This window comes from Sphingobacterium sp. GQ94 (assembly GCF_059758715.1).
Genome location: NZ_JCAXEC010000006.1, coordinates 96219 through 115927, shown reverse-complemented (window position 1 = coordinate 115927; position 19709 = coordinate 96219). Strand labels below are relative to the sequence as shown.

21 protein-coding genes are annotated in these 19709 nt (G+C 36.2%); 16 read left to right on the top strand and 5 right to left on the bottom strand.

What is annotated here, in order from left to right; all coding sequences use genetic code 11:
• Positions 1-54 precede the first annotated feature (54 nt).
• Complete coding sequence (gene serS / locus AC6CHH_RS07880; RefSeq protein ID WP_498281541.1) at positions 55-1326, top strand: serine--tRNA ligase; 1272 nt, start codon at positions 55-57, stop codon at positions 1324-1326.
• 70 nt (positions 1327-1396) lie between these two features.
• Here serS and AC6CHH_RS07875 read toward each other — a convergent pair whose 3' ends face one another.
• The 3 genes from AC6CHH_RS07875 to AC6CHH_RS07865 all read right to left on the bottom strand — a co-directional run bounded on the left by AC6CHH_RS07875 (position 1397) and on the right by AC6CHH_RS07865 (position 5153).
• The gene (locus AC6CHH_RS07875; RefSeq protein ID WP_498281539.1) at positions 1397-2098 is read right to left on the bottom strand and encodes a class I SAM-dependent methyltransferase; all 702 of its coding nucleotides are present in this window, start codon (positions 2096-2098) and stop codon (positions 1397-1399) included.
• A complete protein-coding gene (gene pncB, locus AC6CHH_RS07870) occupies positions 2091-3269 on the bottom strand; it encodes a nicotinate phosphoribosyltransferase (RefSeq protein ID WP_498281537.1) in 1179 nt (392 codons plus the stop codon). The genes AC6CHH_RS07875 and pncB overlap by 8 nt, the downstream gene beginning before the upstream one ends.
• 414 nt (positions 3270-3683) lie before the next feature.
• Positions 3684-5153: a DUF6600 domain-containing protein gene (locus tag AC6CHH_RS07865; protein ID WP_498281535.1), complete on the bottom strand. Its 1470-nt coding sequence runs from the start codon at positions 5151-5153 to the stop codon at positions 3684-3686.
• A 216-nt stretch (positions 5154-5369) separates the two neighbouring features.
• On the opposite strand from AC6CHH_RS07865, the gene AC6CHH_RS07860 reads away from it, so the two are divergent.
• From AC6CHH_RS07860 to AC6CHH_RS07835, 6 genes are all read left to right on the top strand, one after another.
• Entirely contained in the window at positions 5370-6128 is a 759-nt protein-coding gene (locus AC6CHH_RS07860) for an MlaE family ABC transporter permease (RefSeq protein WP_498281533.1), read from the top strand.
• A gap of 5 nt (positions 6129-6133) precedes the next feature.
• Positions 6134-6910 (top strand): ABC transporter ATP-binding protein, encoded by a 777-nt coding sequence (locus tag AC6CHH_RS07855; RefSeq protein ID WP_498281531.1) that lies wholly within the window; start codon positions 6134-6136, stop codon positions 6908-6910.
• Positions 6911-6918: 8 nt separating this feature from the next.
• Positions 6919-7923, top strand: a complete 1005-nt coding sequence (locus AC6CHH_RS07850) for an MlaD family protein (protein ID WP_498281529.1) — start codon at positions 6919-6921, stop codon at positions 7921-7923.
• Between the two features lie 163 nt (positions 7924-8086).
• Positions 8087-8791 carry an RluA family pseudouridine synthase gene (locus tag AC6CHH_RS07845; protein WP_498281527.1) on the top strand — a complete coding sequence of 235 codons (705 nt, stop codon included), beginning with the start codon at positions 8087-8089 and terminating at the stop codon, positions 8789-8791.
• Positions 8792-8823: 32 nt separating this feature from the next.
• A complete protein-coding gene (locus AC6CHH_RS07840; protein WP_498281525.1) occupies positions 8824-9108 on the top strand; it encodes a hypothetical protein in 285 nt (94 codons plus the stop codon).
• A 2-nt stretch (positions 9109-9110) separates the two neighbouring features.
• On the top strand, positions 9111-9512 hold the full coding sequence (locus AC6CHH_RS07835) for a DUF983 domain-containing protein (protein ID WP_498281523.1): 402 nt from the start codon (positions 9111-9113) through the stop codon (positions 9510-9512).
• 4 nt (positions 9513-9516) lie between these two features.
• Here AC6CHH_RS07835 and AC6CHH_RS07830 read toward each other — a convergent pair whose 3' ends face one another.
• Entirely contained in the window at positions 9517-9810 is a 294-nt protein-coding gene (locus tag AC6CHH_RS07830) for a DUF4286 family protein (RefSeq protein ID WP_498281521.1), read from the bottom strand.
• A gap of 94 nt (positions 9811-9904) precedes the next feature.
• Here AC6CHH_RS07830 and AC6CHH_RS07825 point away from each other — a divergent pair, with 94 nt between their 5' ends.
• The 9 genes from AC6CHH_RS07825 to AC6CHH_RS07785 all read left to right on the top strand — a co-directional run bounded on the left by AC6CHH_RS07825 (position 9905) and on the right by AC6CHH_RS07785 (position 19230).
• Positions 9905-11788: an alpha/beta hydrolase family protein gene (locus tag AC6CHH_RS07825; RefSeq protein WP_498281519.1), complete on the top strand. Its 1884-nt coding sequence runs from the start codon at positions 9905-9907 to the stop codon at positions 11786-11788.
• 7 nt (positions 11789-11795) lie between these two features.
• Positions 11796-13463 carry a sensor histidine kinase gene (locus AC6CHH_RS07820; RefSeq protein ID WP_498281517.1) on the top strand — a complete coding sequence of 556 codons (1668 nt, stop codon included), beginning with the start codon at positions 11796-11798 and terminating at the stop codon, positions 13461-13463.
• Between the two features lie 13 nt (positions 13464-13476).
• Positions 13477-14184, top strand: coding sequence for a response regulator transcription factor (locus tag AC6CHH_RS07815; RefSeq protein ID WP_498281515.1), 708 nt, complete (start codon positions 13477-13479; stop codon positions 14182-14184).
• A 135-nt stretch (positions 14185-14319) separates the two neighbouring features.
• Positions 14320-14793 (top strand): transcription elongation factor GreA, encoded by a 474-nt coding sequence (gene greA, locus AC6CHH_RS07810; protein WP_498281513.1) that lies wholly within the window; start codon positions 14320-14322, stop codon positions 14791-14793.
• 145 nt (positions 14794-14938) lie between these two features.
• Positions 14939-15349, top strand: a complete 411-nt coding sequence (locus AC6CHH_RS07805) for an HIT family protein (RefSeq protein WP_498281511.1) — start codon at positions 14939-14941, stop codon at positions 15347-15349.
• Positions 15350-15443: 94 nt separating this feature from the next.
• Positions 15444-16088: a DedA family protein gene (locus tag AC6CHH_RS07800; protein WP_498281509.1), complete on the top strand. Its 645-nt coding sequence runs from the start codon at positions 15444-15446 to the stop codon at positions 16086-16088.
• An 18-nt stretch (positions 16089-16106) separates the two neighbouring features.
• Entirely contained in the window at positions 16107-16649 is a 543-nt protein-coding gene (locus AC6CHH_RS07795) for an inorganic diphosphatase (RefSeq protein WP_498281507.1), read from the top strand.
• 523 nt (positions 16650-17172) lie between these two features.
• Positions 17173-18486 (top strand): hemolysin family protein, encoded by a 1314-nt coding sequence (locus AC6CHH_RS07790; protein WP_498281505.1) that lies wholly within the window; start codon positions 17173-17175, stop codon positions 18484-18486.
• A 24-nt stretch (positions 18487-18510) separates the two neighbouring features.
• Entirely contained in the window at positions 18511-19230 is a 720-nt protein-coding gene (locus AC6CHH_RS07785) for a 16S rRNA (uracil(1498)-N(3))-methyltransferase (protein WP_498281503.1), read from the top strand.
• On the opposite strand, the gene AC6CHH_RS07780 is transcribed toward AC6CHH_RS07785, so the two are convergent.
• The gene (locus tag AC6CHH_RS07780) at positions 19227-19709 is read right to left on the bottom strand and encodes a hypothetical protein (RefSeq protein WP_498281501.1); all 483 of its coding nucleotides are present in this window, start codon (positions 19707-19709) and stop codon (positions 19227-19229) included. The genes AC6CHH_RS07785 and AC6CHH_RS07780 overlap by 4 nt on opposite strands.

The following is a 19709-nucleotide window of genomic DNA, read 5'->3' as shown; positions in this document are numbered from 1 at the left end:
ATTAATTGCATAGGTCTTGTTATCTTTGCTTACATTTCAAAAAACATACATTATATGTTGCAATTAAATTATATCCGAGAAAATAGGGATCAGGTTGTTGAAAGACTTGCAATCAAGAACTTTAACAATGTCGAATTGGTAGATCAGATTATTGCTTTGGACGTTCAACGTCGCAAAGTACAGAACGAGTCTGACTCCATCGCAGCTGAAGCCAAATCCTCGGCAAAACAAATAGGCGATTTTATGCGTCATGGCAAAATAGAAGAAGCTGAGGCAATCAAAGTAAAATCTGCTCCATATAAAGATCAAGTCAAAGAACTTACAGATTTGTTAGCTCAAGTTGAACTCGAATTACATAATAAACTATTGCAACTTCCTAACCTTCCCTCATCTTTAGTCCCTAAAGGATTGACTCCAGAGGATAATGAGGTGGTATTGGAACATGGGGAGATACCAAAGCTAGGTGAACAGGCGCTTGCTCACTGGGAGTTAGCCGCTAAATATGATATTATAGATTTTGAATTAGGAACTAAGATTACGGGAGCTGGTTTTCCAGTCTATAAAGGAAAGGGAGCACGACTACAAAGAGGACTAATCAATTTTTTTCTTGATCAGGCAGCTTCCGCTGGCTATCAGGAGGTACAGGTGCCAATCCTTGTAAATCAAGATTCGGCTTATGGGACTGGCCAATTACCAGATAAAGAAGGCCAAATGTATCACGTAACTAATGATGATTTATATTTGATTCCTACGGCCGAGGTTCCGATTACAAATATCTATCGGGATACCATTGTTAAGGCTGAAGATTTTCCGATTCAACATTGCAGCTATACCCCTTGTTTTCGACGCGAGGCTGGTTCATATGGTGCACACGTTCGAGGTTTAAATCGTTTACATCAGTTTGATAAGGTAGAGTTGGTGCAGATTGTACATCCTGAGGAATCATACGATACCTTAGAAAAAATGAGTGGGTATGTGCAGTCTTTATTGCAAAAATTGCAACTTCCCTACCGCGTATTGCGCTTATGTGGAGGTGATATGAGTTTCACATCTGCAATGACATACGATATGGAAACCTACAGCGCCGCCCAAGGACGTTGGTTAGAGGTGTCTTCTGTTTCCAATTTCGAGACTTATCAATCTAATCGTATTAAAGTCCGATTTAAAAACGAGGAAGGTAAAACGCAACTTGCTCACACTTTAAATGGTTCTGCATTGGCACTGCCTAGAATCGTTGCGACACTTTTGGAAAACAATCAAACCGATCAGGGGATTAAAATACCTGCGATATTGATTCCTTATGTTGGTTTTGAATATATTGATTAATGGATATCTAGTTTAAAACATAAAAACCTCGAATTTGGAGGTTTTTATGTTTTAAACGGATTAATCTGATTTATTTTCTGGTTTCCATTCGAACCAGATATTGATCATTTTCATCCTCAAATAAAATTTGTACTACCCATCCCTCTTCCTTAGCAATGTGTATTAAAGTCTGCTGATCAATATACAGCCATCTAAAGGGGTCTCCTTTTTGATTTTTGTATTCGTATTGGAAATTTATTTCCCCAAAATAATGTTCGGGTAGGGGAATAGTATATTCTTCGTATAAATAAGAAATGTCCGAAGTGTCAAACAACAATTGCCCCGTATTGGTCAGCATTGATTTAGCATGCCTCAGTAAATTTCTAAAACCGTCCAAAGTTTCCACTAAACCGATTCCATTCATTAAAAAAAGCAGCGTGTCGTATTTTTTTTCAATAGGTTGAAAAAAATTCCCATGGATGACATGCTGAACGCCTCGTTCCTTCATAATCTTACAGGCGATTTGCGAGATTTCTATTGCATCTACCTGGAATCCTTTGTCTTGTAAGTAAAGAGCATGTACTCCTGTACCAGCCCCTATGTCAAGTACATTACCATCACAAAGGGAGAGGGCAATGAATTCCAGTTCGGGTATATCATCTGGTTCACGAAAAAAGACTTCAATTGGCATTTCCTCAATATCACCGTAACCTGTATGCAATAATAAAGGTTCATTTAATTCCTTTTTTTGAAAGTAGTTAAACAAGGCTTCTCCATATACATCCTTACTCATGATTTGGAATATTTAGAAATCGCTTAGCCACATTTATTTCCTGTAGATCACCCGTGTGTTTGTTGGGTTCATCTGAAAGTTTGATTACCGGTGTCCATGCACCTTCATTTGGGAGAGCTTCGGTCATTTTTAGTACAATGTTCATCCGTTTTAAACCTACATCGTTTGTGAAATCTGTTCCTATACCAAAGGAATGTCCAATTTTATTTTGCGAAAATTTCACAATTTTTTCTACTTTATCATAATCTAGCCCATCAGAGAATATGATGGTCTTATTCAATGGATCTATGCCTTTGCTTAGATAGTGATCTATGGTTTTTTGCGTAAATTCTAAAGGGTCTCCACTGTCATGCCTTACCCCATCAAACAATTTACTTAATTTTTTGTCGAACTGCTTAAAGAACACTTCAGTGGTATAGGTGTCAGAAAGAGCAATCCCTAAATCTCCCCGAAAGACTTCTGACCAATTTTCTAAACCTAAAAGGTTTGCCATTTTGTAGCCATATTTTGCAGCATGAAACATAAACCATTCATGTGCATGTGTGCCGATCGGTTTTGTTCTGTACTTCATTGCAAAATAAACATTACTGCTACCAATGAAGGTAGTCGAGGGATGTTCTTTTAAGGCTTGAATAACTAAATCATGAACAACATGAGAGTGCCTACGTCTTGTGCCAAAGTCTGCGATGGTGATATTAAGCTTGTCATATTTGTGCATTTTGTTATGCACAATTTCCATAACTTGGCTATCATCAACTCGTTTTTGATCAGCCATCTCATAAAAAAGTTCACAGATTAAGGCCATTAAAGGAACCTCCCATAGGATCGTTCGATACCAGTAGCCTTCAATCGTTACACTTAGTTCATCCCGGTTTTGAGAAATCGTGACTTCCTGCGGATTGTATCGATATCCTTGTAAAAAATCGAAATAAGTCGGGTCAATATATGGACAGGTCTGAGAGAAAAATTCCTTTTCGGCCTGGCTTAATTTCAGATCAGCCATTTTCTGAACGCTCTGCACTAGACGTTCTGCAAATCCTTCTGGGAATTTATGTTCTCCTCGATTGATGAATTGATAGCGTGCTTTTGATTTCGGAAAAAGTTTAACAACAGCATATTGCATTGTAAACTTATAGAAATCATTATCTAGGATGGATGTAAGTTGTGCCATTTAGTAATCTGTAGTGCTTTTCACAATAGAATATTTTATAAGAACTCTATCTAGATTCTTCGCTATTTTCTATTTTTTTCTATCCAAAATTTTGAATGAATTTCATTTTTGCTAATTTATGGTTTTTCCTTTTAATAATCTATACTGCTCTTCTTGTATTGCTATTTGGTCATTGTTTGATGAATTTAAAAACTAAAATGAGGAATGAATTCTCTTGTCTTAGTTCTGTTCCACTTCATGTTTTCATCGCGATCATGGCCTGTAAAATAGTAACAAACTTGTTTGTAAATAATTGAAAGATAGGGAGAATCATTAGCCTTGTTGGATCAGCAATAGCAGATTTGGAAAATAAGCAAAAAAAGAAGGATTGATAAATCAACCCTTCTAACAAATTTATTTCAATTAACAAGTGTATTATCCTCTGTTTCCCCTTGAGGAACCTCTTTGATCCCTTTGGGAAGATTGTGCTTTTGGTCTTTCTTGTCTATTGCTCGTGTGTTGAACTCTAGTCTGTGGTCTAGATTGTTGTACACTAGGTCTAGACTGTTGACGTTGTCTAGGTGCAGACTCTCTAGATTGTGTTCTGGATTGTTGTACACTTGGTCTAGACTGTTGACGTTGTCTAGGTGCGGACTCTCTAGATTGTGTTCTGGATTGTTGTACACTTGGTCTAGACTGTTGGCGTTGCCTAGGTGCGGACTCTCTAGATTGTGTTCTGGATTGTTGTACGCTTGGTCTAGACTGTTGGCGTTGCCTAGGTGCAGACTCTCTAGATTGTGTTCTAGATTGTTGTACACTTGGTCTAGACTCTCTAGATTTTACACGAGATTTAGTCTCGTTCCTATTTGGTGTTTCCCGTCTAGAAGAGTTTCTTTGATCCATTCTCCTAGATACCTCTGAGCTACGAACATTACTTCCACGATCCGAATTTGAACCACGCGATTGCGTACGATTGTCTCTTGTTGTCTTTCCAGTACTTGGCGTTGCACGTTCTGTTCTGCTATTTGATCTGCCAATATGCATCTCGCGTTGTCCATTCCGATTGGTGGTGATTTTGTTATCACGCCCAGATCGGGAGCTCGTATTGCGATTTCTATCATTTACAGCTGAGGTGACTCTGTTATCATTAGATCCGCGATTTATCCGAGCACTTCTCGAAGAATTGCGATCTGGACGGTAAATAGATACCGAACTGCGGTCTACTCGGCTTTTGCTTCGGTTACTTGCAAATCTTACATTTCTGACATCTACCTGTCTACCTAAATGTCTTTCAATATCTCTTCTTGCAGGTCCGCCATAATAGCGACGATTGTCCACAATATAAGTGTTGTTAATGATCGTTGTTCTGTTATAGACATTTCTATGGCCATGCGACCAGTATCTCGGTAGGTATCTTTCATAAATACGATTGCTTGGAAGAAAAATCCAAAAATCTAAAGGAATTCCCACATTTACGTGGATGTTCACCCCAGGAGACATTGGCGCCCAGCCATAGTAACCTCCTCCGGTTCTCCAATCAACCCAAGCCGGTCCCCATTCGTAGCCTGGAATCCAAGCCCATCCTCTGTGAGATCTATGAACCCATCTTCCATAATGAAACGGACCCCAGCCCCATTCATAATTAGAAACCCATGTATTGCCATATTCAGTCATCGCCCAATAACCATCTGAACCATAGGGACGAAAATCTGAACCTGCATCTGGATACCATACGTTTCCGTATTCGGGGTCATCATCCCAATCTCCATAAGGATCTAATTCATCATAAAATACATCAAAATCTACATCGTCATAATCTTGTGCTTGAGTATTCGTTATTGAGAATAGACCGATCATCATAAATGAGAATGCTGCTAATATCGTTGATCTTTTTAAAGTTTTCATCTGTGAACTATTTAAAAGTTTACGCTTTATTTTGTAGGTATGACCATGGAGTTTATGTAAAGGTTTAATTCGATAATCTAAATGTCAAACTTTATTACCGGATTTATTGTTTGGATATTATTGCGTCATCCTAAGATTGAGATAAAATAAAAGTTTGTACATTTGCTTGGTAATTAAACCAGCGGTAAATGGTGAATACAGCTTAATATATATTTAATGACAAGGAAATTTGAGGCCTTACTTCTAGAATTCGCAAATCTGCATCGATTTTTGATGCGTTTTTTACGTGAAGTTTTTAGCCCACCGTACGAAATAAAAGAGATTATTAGACAGTGTTATGAAGTAGGATGGAAGTCTTTTCCATTAATCAGTTTAACTGGTTTTATTGTGGGTTTTGTGTTTACCAAACAGTCGAGGCCTTCCTTGGAAGAATTTGGAGCCAGTTCATGGCTTCCGGCTTTGATTTCTATTGCCATAGTTCGGGCATTAGCGCCCTTGGTAACCGCTTTAATTGCCTCTGGAAAAGTCGGCTCACAAATTGGCGCTGAATTATCATCAATGAATGTCACCGAACAGATTGATGCTATGGAAGTTTCAGGAACAAACCCCTTTAAGTTTCTAATTGTTAGCCGCATTATCGCAACAACCTTAATGATTCCTATACTGTGTTTCTACGTCGCTGGTGTTGGTCTGGCGGGTGGGTATTTGAGTATTATTTCAAAGGACCAGTTGAGTATTTTAAGTTACATTACCCAGGTCTTTGAAGCCATTGCTCCCAAGGATATTTTTGCGATGGTTTTCAGGTCATTGGTGTTTGGATTTACTATTGGATTTGTGAGTACCTATGTGGGTTACTATTCTTCAAAAGGAACAGAGGGAGTTGGAAAAGCCGCGAATAGCGCTGTTGTTGCTTCCATGTTTATTGTTTTCATTGAAGAGCTTCTAATTGTTCAGGTTTTAGCATTAGTGGGGTAAAGAAAATGGAAGAAAAAAAACAAGTAAATATAGATTTCCAGGATGTGATTATCCACGTTGAGAATGTGAGTAAATCGTTTGGCGATTTGCATGTTTTGCAAAACGTAGACCTCAAACTCTATAATGGAGAAAACCTAGTCGTTTTAGGACGTTCAGGAACTGGTAAATCTGTGCTTATCAAATTGATTTCTGGATTATTGAAACCAGATTCTGGAGATATTCATGTCTTGGGTGAAACGGTTAATTTAATAAACGATAAGCAACTCAGAGATTTACGTTTGAGAATTGGATTTTCTTTTCAGAATAGTGCATTATATGATAGTATGACTGTTCGCGAGAATCTAGAGTTTCCGCTGGTTCGCAATAAACGCAATTTAACCAGAGCAGAAATTAACAAGGAGGTGGAAGATGTCTTGGACGGGGTAGGCTTAATACAAACGATTAATCAAATGCCCTCAGAATTATCAGGAGGTCAAAGAAAACGGATTGGTATTGCCAGGACATTGATTCTACGTCCTGATATCATGATGTATGATGAACCTACAGCAGGACTGGACCCGATTACCTGTTTAGACATTAACTCTTTAATTAATGAGGTGCAGGAACGTTATAAAACTTCCTCCATAATTATTACGCACGATTTAGCCTGTGCTAAAATGGTAGGCGATCGTGTGGCCATGTTACTGGATGGAAAGTTTGAACGTGTGGGTACTTTTTCAGAAATATTTGATACAAATGATCAGAGGGTAAAACCTTTTCATGATTATAATTTTATTGTATAAAACGATATATGGCAACAACAGATAGAAAACGATCGATCATAGTGGGATTGTTTACCTTCATAGGATTAATTATTCTAGTTGGAGGGATTTTGGTTTTAGGGACCCAACAAAATAAATTCTCAAAAAATCTTACTGTAACAACTTATTTTAAAGATGTAAAGGGGTTAAAAGTTGGAAATAATGTCTGGTTCTCAGGTGTTAAAGTTGGGATTATTAAAGAAATTAGTTTCCAAAGTGTTGAGAATGTAAAGGTGATTTTGAATATTGAAGAGAAATCTAGTCAGTTCATTCGCAAGGACGTTATTGCAACACTGAGTTCTGATGGACTAATTGGAAATGCAATTATTAGTCTAATTGGTGGTTCTGAATCATTTCCAGCGATTCAAAATGGAGATGAAATTAAGTCTGGTGTTTCTGGAGGAATGGATGCTATGCTTGCTACCTTGCAAGTAAATAATGAAAATTTAGTGGAAGTTACCCGTAATTTTGCAACATTATCGAAGCAATTGTTGGAGGGTAAAGGAACGGTAGGTGCCTTGCTGACAGATGAGACTATTGCAAATAACTTAAAGGCTTCTGTGGTATCCTTGAATGGGACGATGAAAACAGCGAATCAGGCGGTGAATAACTTGGCAGCCATCACGAATAAACTTAATAACGACCAAGGATTGATTCATCAGTTGAGTACAGACACTGCCGTTTTTGCAAGTCTTAAAGAATCAGCAGCTCAATTACAAGGAGTAACTCAAACTGCCTCAGCGCTGATGTCTAATTTGAACGAAACAACGGCTAGGTTAAACGATAAAGATAATGCTATTGGCGTTCTAACCAATGATCCAAATGCTGCCAATGAAATTAGAGAAATCCTTAAGAATTTAAATACAAGTACTCAAAAACTTGATCAAAATATGGAAGCCCTTCAAAGCAATTTTTTGTTAAGAGGTTTCTTTAAGAAAAAGGCGAAAGAAGAAGCGTTAGCAAAAGATACAATGCAATCTGGCATAGAAAACTAATCTAATCTTTTTACATGTAATGACTGTGAAACCAACCTGATTATCAAAGGTTGGATTCGCCGTTTAATAGGGTGACAATAAGGGGATACTGTCCTGAATTTAAAGATTGATTTCAACGATAAATTTATCATTTTTCAATCGAAAAATGATGTACTAATTGAGTATGGCAAACATTACTGATCATGATGTATTATTTGAAGATAATCATCTCATAGCAATTAATAAAAGAGGGGGTGACATTGTGCAAGTGGATCCATCTGGTGATAAGTCCTTAGAGGAAATGGTTAAGGAATATCTAGTCACGAAATACAATAAACCTAATGAAGCATTCTTAGGCGTTATCCATCGGCTAGATAGGCCTGTGAGTGGGATGATCTTAATGGCCAAAACCAGCAAGGCATTAGATCGAATGAACCGTTTATTTCATGATCGAAAAGTTCAAAAATATTATTTAGCCTTAGTTCGCGAGAAACCACAAAATGCAAAAGGGATTTTAAAAAACTGGTTGCTTCGAGATCGTAAGAAAATGATAACCAAGGCCTATGACCGGGAAGTTAAAAATGGAAGTTATGCGGAATTAAGTTATGAGGTAGTGGGCTCATTAGATGGTTATTATTTGTTGAAGGTAAATCCTCTGACAGGAAGAACACATCAGATAAGATGTCAATTAGCGTATATGGGATGTCCAATTGTTGGAGATAATAAGTACGGATACCAACGTGGCAGTCATCGCAGGACCATTTGTCTGCACTCTAGATCTTTAAGTTTTGAACATCCGGTAAAGGAACAAACTATGAATATAAAGGCGCCGCTTCCTGAAGATGGGTTCTGGGAGAAGTTTAACGTCCTGCTAAAAGGCGATGTATAAGAAAATTACATATTAATCCTTAACTTTGTATTATGAAAATGAGCTTCGTTTTGAAAATAAAAACATTGTGCGTTCTGTTGTCTTTGGTACTTTTAGCTGCTCCGAAATCATCATCTGCACAATGTGCAATGTGTTCTTTAAATGCAGAAAACAGTACCAAAGGAGGGAATACTCAAGGAAATGGTTTAAACGATGGGATTTTATTCTTGTTAGCGATGCCTTTTCTTATTGTTACTGGCGTCGGAATAGTCTGGTATACTCGCTTTAGACATACATCAAAAGGTGATTATCCAATAGCAGAAAAATCTGATAATTAGTGATGTCAATTTCAAAAATACAGGCCGTTTTACAAAGTAAATGTCCTAGATGTAGAACTGGAAAAATGTTTAATGGTCCAGTATATGGGTTTTCCAAACAGAAAATGAATGAACTTTGCCCACATTGTGGATTTAAGTTTGAAATAGAGCCTGGGTACTTTTATGCAGCAATGTATGTAAGCTATGCGTTTTCGGTTGGGCAGGTTTTGATAATGGCTTTAATCACAGCCATACTTACAAAGAGTGAATCGCCATGGGTTTATATTGCAGTTTTATTTACGGCTATCATTATTTTTGCGCCAGCGAACTTGAGGTATTCTCGATTAGTTTTATTGCATTATCTTTCCCCTAGAGTTTCATTCAATCCAAATATGTTCGGCAACAAGGAGGTTATTCAGAAATAATACTTTAGTGCGCTGGGAGATATTGCATGATGCTATCAAATAAAAATGCTTTTTCTGCACAATTATTTGAAATATATTCTTGTAATTCCTGCATAATTTCAATCTTTAGCTGATTCAGTTCAATTTCATTACTGGCTATTATTTGTAAGCAGTAGGTTTGTCCCGGATGAGGGGAATGAAGCATTTTTAATAGTTTTAAATCATTGTCTTTGTATTTTGAGGCTACACGCTTTATTATTGGTAGCAACGTTTGATGAACAGAATCCTCAACAATAACAGATAGATTAAATAAATACATAGTTTTGATTGTTATGTTAGCTGTAAAATTAAGGTTGCAAATCGAACTTTTTGGTATTTTTTTTTAATATTTGGTATGAGGAGAAATTAAGTATATGAATTTAAAAATCTTTTTCGCTGTTTTTAGTGCTCTTATATGTTTTTCTTCGTGTAAACAGAAACAGCAGAATCAGAATTCCATTCCCATTGAAGACTTTTTTGTAAATTCAGAAAGAACTTCTTTTAAAATTTCTCCTGATGGCCGAAAAATTGCCTACTTGGGAGTGCACGATCATTGTAAAAATATTTTCATTTTAGACTTAACTAATTCCGATTCTTCGAAACAACTAACCTATCAGGAAAATCTGAATGTTCAGAGTTTCTTCTGGTTGGGAAATGAAAAAATTGTATTTTCAAACTCACAGTCTTCAGATAGTCTTAAGCTTTATCATATAGATGTTCAAACAGAGAAGCGGACCGCTTTTCTTCCTCCATTAAAAGCGAGGCTCCGGTGGATTTATCCTATCGTAGAAAGAAATGGAAGTATTGTTGTTGGAATGAACCAAAGGGACTCTTCTGTTTTTGATTTACACCGAATTTATTTGGATGGTAAAGCGCCTGAGATGGTGTATCAAAACCCAGGGAATGTGGTCCGCTGGCTTGCTACTCCCCAAGGGGAGGTTCGTTTAGCCTTAACTAGTGATAGTGTTCAGGAGTCTATATTGTACCGTCCGGGTGAATCAGAACCGTTTAGAGAAGTCATGCGAAATGACTTTGAAACTTTTTTTGTTCCGCTGGGATTTGTGAAAGATTCAACACACAACATCTACGCATTGTCTAATCAAGATAGAGACAAAATGGCCTTAATTGAATTTGATGCTCAAAAGGGAAAAGAAGTTCGCGAAATTCATCAGAATCAATCAGGAGACCTTTCTATTGGCGGTTATTTGCCAAGGACTCAACAGATGGCTTATGCCTCGTCTTTTGTAAATAAGAACGAAAAACATTTTTTTAATGAGTCTTTTAAAGAATTATATCAATTTATAAAAGATAAATTTCCTGAAGATGAAGTCAGTTTTTTAGATCAAGATGACAGCCTTCAAGGGTTTATAGTTAGGATTTATTCTGATATTCATCCAGGAGAAACCTATTATGTTAATAAAGTAACGAATAGTTTTCAATTACTTTCTCAGGATAACCCTAAATTGAAGAATTTGCCATTTCAAAAGATGAAAGATGTGAAATTTCTGTCAAGGGATAATCGTGAAATACATGCCTATCTGACGCTTCCTGAAAGCCAAACGAAGGATTTTCCGGTTGTGGTTTTGGTTCATGATGGTCCCAATAGACGGGATGAGTGGGGTTTTGATCCAGAAGTCCAATTTCTAACAAATCGTGGATATGCTGTCTTTCAGGTAAATTATAGAGGATCGGTTGGCTACGGCAAGGAGTTCTGGTCTTCCGGTTTTAAAGAGTGGGGAGGCAAGATACAATCCGATATCACCGATGGAGTGGCCTGGTTAATCCATCAAGGTGTCGCCGATAAGGATAGAATAGCGATTATGGGTTCAGGTTTTGGGGGGTATTCTGCATTGTATGCGGCAGCGTTTAACCCTTCATTATTTCGATGCGCTATTTCTTCCTCAGGCTATAGTAATTTGTTTACTTATTTTAGAGAAATTCCACCTCATTTAAAGCACTATGTTCAGCTGTTTTATAAAATAATTGGAAACCCGGAAACAGAATCGGAACTTTTTCAATCTATTTCTCCAGTTTTTCACGCAGATAAAGTAAGGATTCCTGTCCTGTTCTTTCAAGGTGGAAGAGATAAATATAGCTCGGTAACAGATGCGAATCAGTTTGTCGGTAAGTTGAGGAATAACGATATTCCAGTCCGGTACGTGTTTAAAAAAAATGAAGGAAAAAGGTTTAAGAATGAGGAGAATGTCGTGGAATATTATCAAGAGGTAGAAAGTTTTTTAGCCCAGTATCTGAAGTAAGAGCAGCATGGTTGTTAGAAAAGCAAGTAAATATAGAAAGAACGTTGGATTGCTAGTTGCTTTCTTAGCATTTTTAACGGTCTTGTATATTATTGCTGTTTTTTTGGCTCGAACCATGATATCTAATTACGTAGAATCTGAATTCTACTATCGAAAGGTCGATGTTTTTGATAGTACATTGAAACCTTTTAATAATTTTTTTACAAATGAGATTTCTGAAGTATCAAACTATCAAGGTTATTTGGATTCTTTACTTGCGGTAAATTATGCTGAGAAAATTTTGCGCAAAAACCCCTATATTGAAGAAGTTGTTTTTTATGATGTTTTATTTACCAATCAAAGGTCTGCGGTTCGTGGTGTTCAGTTCCAAAACTTATTAATATTCCCCAGATCGATATATGCCTTCAAGTTGAATGAAGGAAATAAATTATTGAAAGCAAGGATCTCACCCAATGAAAATCGGCCTACCTCAGATGACTTTAACAATATGGCCATCAAAATGGTGAACTTTTTAGATGTATTGGATGATTCTACCTCATTGACAGAAAATGATATTTATCGGATTTTTTATCATGCCGTTCCAGGAAAAATTAGTTACCTGAACATCCCGAGAGTTAACGCATTACGCGCCTATAAATCATTGATAGACGGCGATGTTAATTTAGAAGTACCTTTGGCATTTGACCAAGATTTATTTGTTTTTAAAGTAAATCCGCTGAAAATAAAGATTGAAAATACGCAACCTAAGTTGTATGAAAAGGTTCAAATTAAGGCAATTGCAGAACCAGATGTTATGCAAGAAAGCCCCTATTTAACAACAGACATGCCACTTGCTGGAGCACTTTCTGATTACAAGTTGCAATTTGAATCCTCCAAAGAATTTATTGCAGGGGAAATAAATAGGAAATTCTTTCCGGTTGTATTGGGTGTTTCTCTAATTTATCTCATCTTACTTTTAATTAATTATTTGATATACCGCAATATTGCGATCAATAGTAGAATGTTTCAATTACAATATGATTTTATCAATAATTTGACACATGAATTCAAAACTCCTGTGAGCGTTATTAAAATAGCGGGAAATAATATTAAAAGTGCTGAACAGATTTCTGATCAAGAAAGATCAATGTATGGAAAAATATTAGATCAGGAGGCAGAGAAGCTAAATAATTTAATGAATAAGTTGCTGTCTTTCACGCAGATAGAAAATAAGTCATTAAAATTTAAGGGAGAATACATTGATTTGAACAGTTTTTGTGATGAATTGTTTGATGCAACTCGAATTAAGTATCCGGATTTAAATCTATCCTACAATATACAGGTGGATAGTAAAATCTATACAGATCCAGTTCTCTTGAATTCAGTGTTTCAAAATTTGATTGATAATGCATATAAATATTCAGAAGTTTCGAGAAAATTTATAGATATTAGTATTCAACAAACAAAAAAAAGTTTTGTGATGCAATTTACCGATCAGGGTATCGGAATAAATAAGAATGAGTTAAAAAATATATTTAAAAAGTTTTATAGGGTTAAGAATCAATTTAATCAAAGTGGAAGTGTGGGTTTGGGTTTAGCATTTTGTAAGGAAATTACAGAATTTATGGGGGGAGAAATTAAAGTAAGTAGTGTTGAAAATGAAGGCACGATATTTACACTAAATTTCCCAAGATAATCTTAAGAATACTATGAATAAAGATATAACGATTGCGGTAGTTGAAGATGATGATAATTTACGATTTTTAGTAACTCATCGTCTACAAACTGAAAATTTTCAAGTCATTCAATGCGGCGATGGTATAGAGGCTGAAAAAGTAATATTAGAAAAAAGACCTGATATTGTTTTGCTGGATTGGATGTTGCCCGGAAAAGAAGGGATTGAAGTTTGTGAGGCCGTTCGCAAATCAGGCTTTGAGAACATCATTATCATGATGACTGCCAAGGCACAAGACATTGATAAAATAGATGCTTATAGTTATGGAGTAACAGATTACATCACAAAGCCCTTCAATATGGATGTATTGGTGGCTATGATTGAAAATAAAGTGCGGTTTTTCGTGCCTAAAACCCAAAATGAAGTTTATCATTTTGGCGATACTGAACACCATCCAAATGTTCATTCGTTGATTCGTGAGGGAAAAAAGATTGAATTAACAATTTTGGAGAATCGAATCTTATTACATTTTTTACAAAATAAAGGCCGTGATATCACACGAGAGGAGTTGATGGAGGTTGTTTGGGGGTATAGTTCAAATGTCAACACACGGACATTAGACATGCACGTGGTCCGCTTACGGAAAAAAATTGAAACAAATCCAGATAAACCGCATTATCTGCAAACAGTTAGGGGTTTAGGGTATAAATTCATTACTGAGGAGTCTGAAAAGGAAGGTTAGATATTTGTTTAAATCAAATTAAATCTTTATCTTCGTCAGAAGTGCAAGACCATATTGTCCTACTGTTGGATAGTGTGGTCTTGTCTTTTTTTGTTTATTAATAAATTTAAATTTTAAAGCGTAAAGGTTAATATTATGGCAGAAGTAACTTATTACACAGAGGAAGGATTAAATAAATTGAAGGTTGAACTTCAATACCTCAAAACAGAAGGTCGTGCAAATATTGCCAAAGCAATTGCGGAAGCCAGAGATAAAGGCGATTTGTCTGAAAATGCGGAATATGATGCAGCGAAAGAAGCGCAAGGTCTACATGAGGCTAAGATTGCTAAATTAGGCGAAATACTTGCTTCGGCACGCATTATTGATGAATCAAGTTTAGATACTTCCAAAGTGCTTGCCCTTTCCTATGTGAAAATCAAAAACAAAAACAACGGAGCAACCATGACTTATCAACTAGTTTCTGAAACAGAAGCGGATATGAAAGCGGGTAAGATCTCCGTGAAATCTCCTATTGCTCAAGGTTTGCTTGGTTTGCAGGTTGGCGATGTAGCCAAGGTTGCTGTTCCAGCGGGCGAGCTGGAGTTTGAAATCTTAGAGATTTCTAGATAGCCTTAAGGTGGTTATGTGCGGTATGCCATAACCGCACAAGCAATAAAATAATAAGCCTCAGTAATGGGGCTTTTTTCATGGTTTAAAATCTGATGAATCTTTAGATTTTTATTATATTTGCTACTCACGAAGTCAAAGGTCGTTTATGTCTACAATATTTTCTAAAATAGTTTCTGGTGAAATTCCAGCTCACAAGGTTGCTGAAAGCAATGATTATCTAGCATTTTTAGATGTAAGTCCAATCGCTCAGGGCCATGTACTTGTGATTCCAAAAATTGAGACAGACTATATTTTTGATATTAATGATGATGATTATATGGGTTTATGGGTTTTTGCGAAAATTGTAGCTCAAGGAATAAAAAAAGCACTTCCATGTAAGAAAGTTGGAGTTGCAGTTGTGGGTTTAGAAGTTGCCCATGCACATATTCATTTAATTCCATTGAATCAAGTTCATGATATGAACTTCGAAAAACCAAAATTAATATTGGAAGAAAATACGATGATCGAAATAGCTGATAATATTCGTGAAGCAATTTCTTCTATTACTAACCCTTAATCATTTCATCCTAAATTCTTGGTGTTTATAGGGTAACATGTTCGATAAATTCGAATGATGAATGAAAATAATTAGAGGGTAAATATTAAAAAATATGCATGAATATTTGTTGTCTTTTCAACAATTGCTTGACGCAGAATACTTATTGAGTCACGGCGGTTTTTATCTCGTATGTTTAATCGTATTTGCAGAGACTGGCCTTTTCTTCGGATTTTTTCTTCCAGGTGATTATTTACTTTTTTTGGCGGGTTTATTTTGTGCACTTAAGAAAATTGATGTAGGAATTGTTACATTATATTTCGGAATTTTATCCTCAGGTATATTAGGGAATTTTGCGGGCTATTGGTTTGGTTATCGAGCGGGGCCAATGCTCTTTAAGCGGAAAGATTCCTTTCTTTTTAAGAGAAAATACGTCATTATGGCGGAGGAATTTTATCAGAAATATGGTGGTACCGCATTAATAATTGGACGATTTGTACCCATAATTCGTACATTTGCTCCCATATTTGCGGGGGTGGTTCAGCTTAATTTTAAAAAATTTGTCATTTTCAATGTTTTTGGAGCTTTTCTTTGGGTCTCTTTATTGACGTTGACAGGTTACTATTTAGGAATTGAATTTCCGTGGATTATCAATTATGTAGAATATATCATAGTTGGTTTAATTGCCATTGCTTTTTTACCGATAGTGATCGCACTTTTGAAAAAATGGTTAAAAAATAAAAAACAAACATCTAATTAAACAAACAGTAATAATTTAATGAGTAGACAACATCCTTGGCATCAAGTTTCTCCTGGAGAGGACTTGCCTAACTCCGTAAATGCCATTATAGAAATCCCAAAGGGTTCCAAAGCAAAGTATGAAATTGACAAAGAAAGTGGCTTGATCAAATTAGATCGTGTATTATTTTCTTCAGTTATGTATCCGGCAAATTATGGTTTTATTCCACAAACATATTGTGATGATAAAGACCCGCTGGATATTTTGGTATTATGTTCTGTAGATGTATACCCGATGTGTTCTGTTGAAGCTAAAGTAATTGGAGTTATGCATATGATTGATAATGGTGAACAAGATGATAAAATCATTGCGGTCGCCAAAAATGATATGTCTGTTAATTACATTAATGACTTGTCTGAGCTCCCTCCTCATACGATGAAGGAAATTGTTCGTTTTTTTCAAGATTACAAAGCATTGGAAGAAAAAAATGTTACGATTGAAAACCTGTATGGTCGTAAATATGCGCAAAACATAATTATGGAAAGTATAGAGCTGTACAACAAAGAGATTAGAAACAAATAGTCTATCTAGTAAACAGTTAAATTACTCAATGACGCTTTAATTGTTGTTGATATGAAAGATTTTTGGCAGCAGGTTTCTTTTTAGAAATTTTCGCCAAAAATCTTTTTAAATTTGTATAGATTTTAAGTGAATTTTGGTGTTACAAAATCTGCTATTGATTAGGTAAAGAGGCTTGTTTCACCCGTGTTATCAATTTGATTAAAATCTATTATTGACATATTCAGAGATCAATACGAACTTTGGATTTAGGATTACAAAAAAATAATGAAGGTCGCAAAGGGTGACTTTTTGCGCATCAGCGTTTTGCCTTATTGAACAATGTGCTGACTAATAGAACTCAATACAATAACAATATTACCATCACAAAACATGGAAGAAGAGATTCATTTTATTCAATTGTTTTCTAAACTTGAATACAAAATGATAAAAATTACTAGAATTATTAAACGAGCTTTCACTCAAAATGTTATATTAGGGTGCTTAGAATTAAAAAAGCAAAAAACTGGTAATAAAAACCTAAACAATGGCAATTGATATTTTTTGGACTATCTTTTTAGTGCTTGCAAACGGTTTCTTTGTTGCAGCTGAGTTTGCAATTGTCAAAGTCCGGGCCTCGCAGATAGAATTACAGGCCAAATCTGGGAGTAAAGTAGCGCAAATCGCCAAAAGCATTACAGATCATTTGGATGGTTATTTGGCAGCCACGCAATTAGGTATTACTTTAGCTTCTCTTGCCTTAGGTTGGGTGGGTGAAGCCGTGATGACGCAAATTGTACACGAGATTTTTGCTTTCTTTAATGTCCAACTTTCCGGAAGTCTTGCCACAAATCTAGGACATGTCTTAGCATTTAGTATCATTACCTTTATGCATATCGTATTTGGTGAGTTAGCGCCAAAATCTATTGCCATTCAAAAACCTGTCGCTACAACTATGAAAATTGCAATTCCTTTGCAGTTCTTTTACTATATTTTTAGACCAATTATTTGGTGTTTGAACGGCTTTGCTAATTTATTGTTGCGATTAATTGGCATACAGGTGAGCGGTCATGAATCGAACCACTCCTCTGAAGAATTACAATATTTATTGGAAAAAGGTAAAGAAAGCGGAGCCTTAAATAATGCTGAACATGAGTTGATTAAAAACGTATTTGATTTTAATGAGCGTATTGTTAAAAATATAATGGTTCCCCGAACCAAAATCGTTGCGGTTGATCAGAACGATACTGCTGACGAATTTATTCATACTGTCACTGAAGAAGGTTATTCCCGTATACCTATTTATGACGATAATATTGATCAGATTATAGGGGTGGTGCATACCAAGGACATCCTTCCTTTGATTTTTAAAGGTAAAGAAGTGGTGTTAAAGGATATCATGCGTAAACCCTACTTCATACCCGAAACAAAAAAGATCAATGATCTGATGACCGAATTTCAACTAAAACGTATACAAATTGCCTTTGTATTGGATGAGTTTGGAGGAACTGCTGGAATGGTTACCCTAGAGGATATTGTTGAAGAGCTTGTGGGTGAAATCCAAGACGAGTATGATGAGGAAACTCCTGTAGTGGAACAAATTTCAGAAACTGAATTCATGGTTGATGCCGGGGCAAGTGTACATGATGCAAATGGATTTCTTCCATTGGAACTTCCTGAGAGTTCAGATTATGACACTGTAGCTGGTTTAGTTTCTCATTTGTTTGAAAAAATTCCTGATGTTGGTGATACCACCTATGAACTAGGCTACCGGATTACCATCATTAAGAAAACTCAACAGAATATCGAATTTGTAAAACTTGATTTGATCGAATCTTCATCAGATCCGGAAAATGATTAATCAAAAATAAATAAGGAGGATACCTTGCATCTTTTCTATACACCGGATATTATTGCAAACCAAAGTCATTATCAGCTTTCTGAAGAAGAAAGTAAACATGCTATTCGTGTACTTCGACTAGTGCAAGGTGTCAAAGTTCATTTGATTGATGGCCTGGGAGGGTGGTTTGAAGCAGAAATATTAGATGCCCATCCAAAACGGACCCTTTTAAAAATGCTTAATTACACCCCTGAATTTCAAAAAAGTAATCATTATTTGCACATTGCTATAGCGCCTACCAAAAATATAGATCGCATCGAATGGTTTTTAGAAAAAGCAACTGAGGTTGGTATTCATGAAATAACTCCTATTATTACCGATCATTCCGAGCGAAAAGAGGTGAAGATTGATCGATTGAATAAAGTCGTTATATCAGCAATGAAACAATCTATGAAGGCGTATAAACCTATTATCAATCAGGCTGTGGCATTTGATGTTTTTATTACGCAAGCAGAACGAGAAAATCATTTGAGCAAAGCGATTGCTCATTGTGAACCGCAAGATGAGAAAAAGTTCTTAAATCAGATCTTCCAAAAGGAGCAAAGCTATTTGGTTTTAATAGGGCCTGAGGGAGATTTTTCGAGCAAGGAAATTGAAACCGCTGTTTCTGGCGGATTTATACCGATCTCTCTTGGACAAGCCAGGTTAAGAACAGAAACTGCAGCCTTGTATACTTGCGCTGAAATAGCACTGCTTAATCGTTAATTAACTAAAACAGCATCCAGGATTTGAATTTCAGCATTCCCTTTTAATGGTTCTGGATTAAACACCATTTTCCCCTTAACTTTTATAGGTTCATCGGTGAATTTTATGCTCCCTTTCTTCATGAATATTTCTACCATGGGAGGAATTCCATTCGTTCCACAAAATTGACACTGGGCAATGGGTAAAACAGACAGCATATAGGTACTGTGGTTTCTTCCACTCACCAAGGGTACCATATAACCAGGGAGTTCCACAATTGTATTCTCTAATTTCTTTAATGGAGCCGGATATGTGGGGGTATACACCTTTTTGTTCCCTTTGGTGGTGACCTTGTACATCATCTTATCAATCGCATCCCATGTCGAGTTCATCATTGGGGTATGATCAGGAACTGCTGATTCGTTGTAATTTCCGATTTGTGCTTTTGCAAGCCCAAGGGTTAAGGTTAAAAAAAATAGTGTATAAATTAGTCGCTTCAT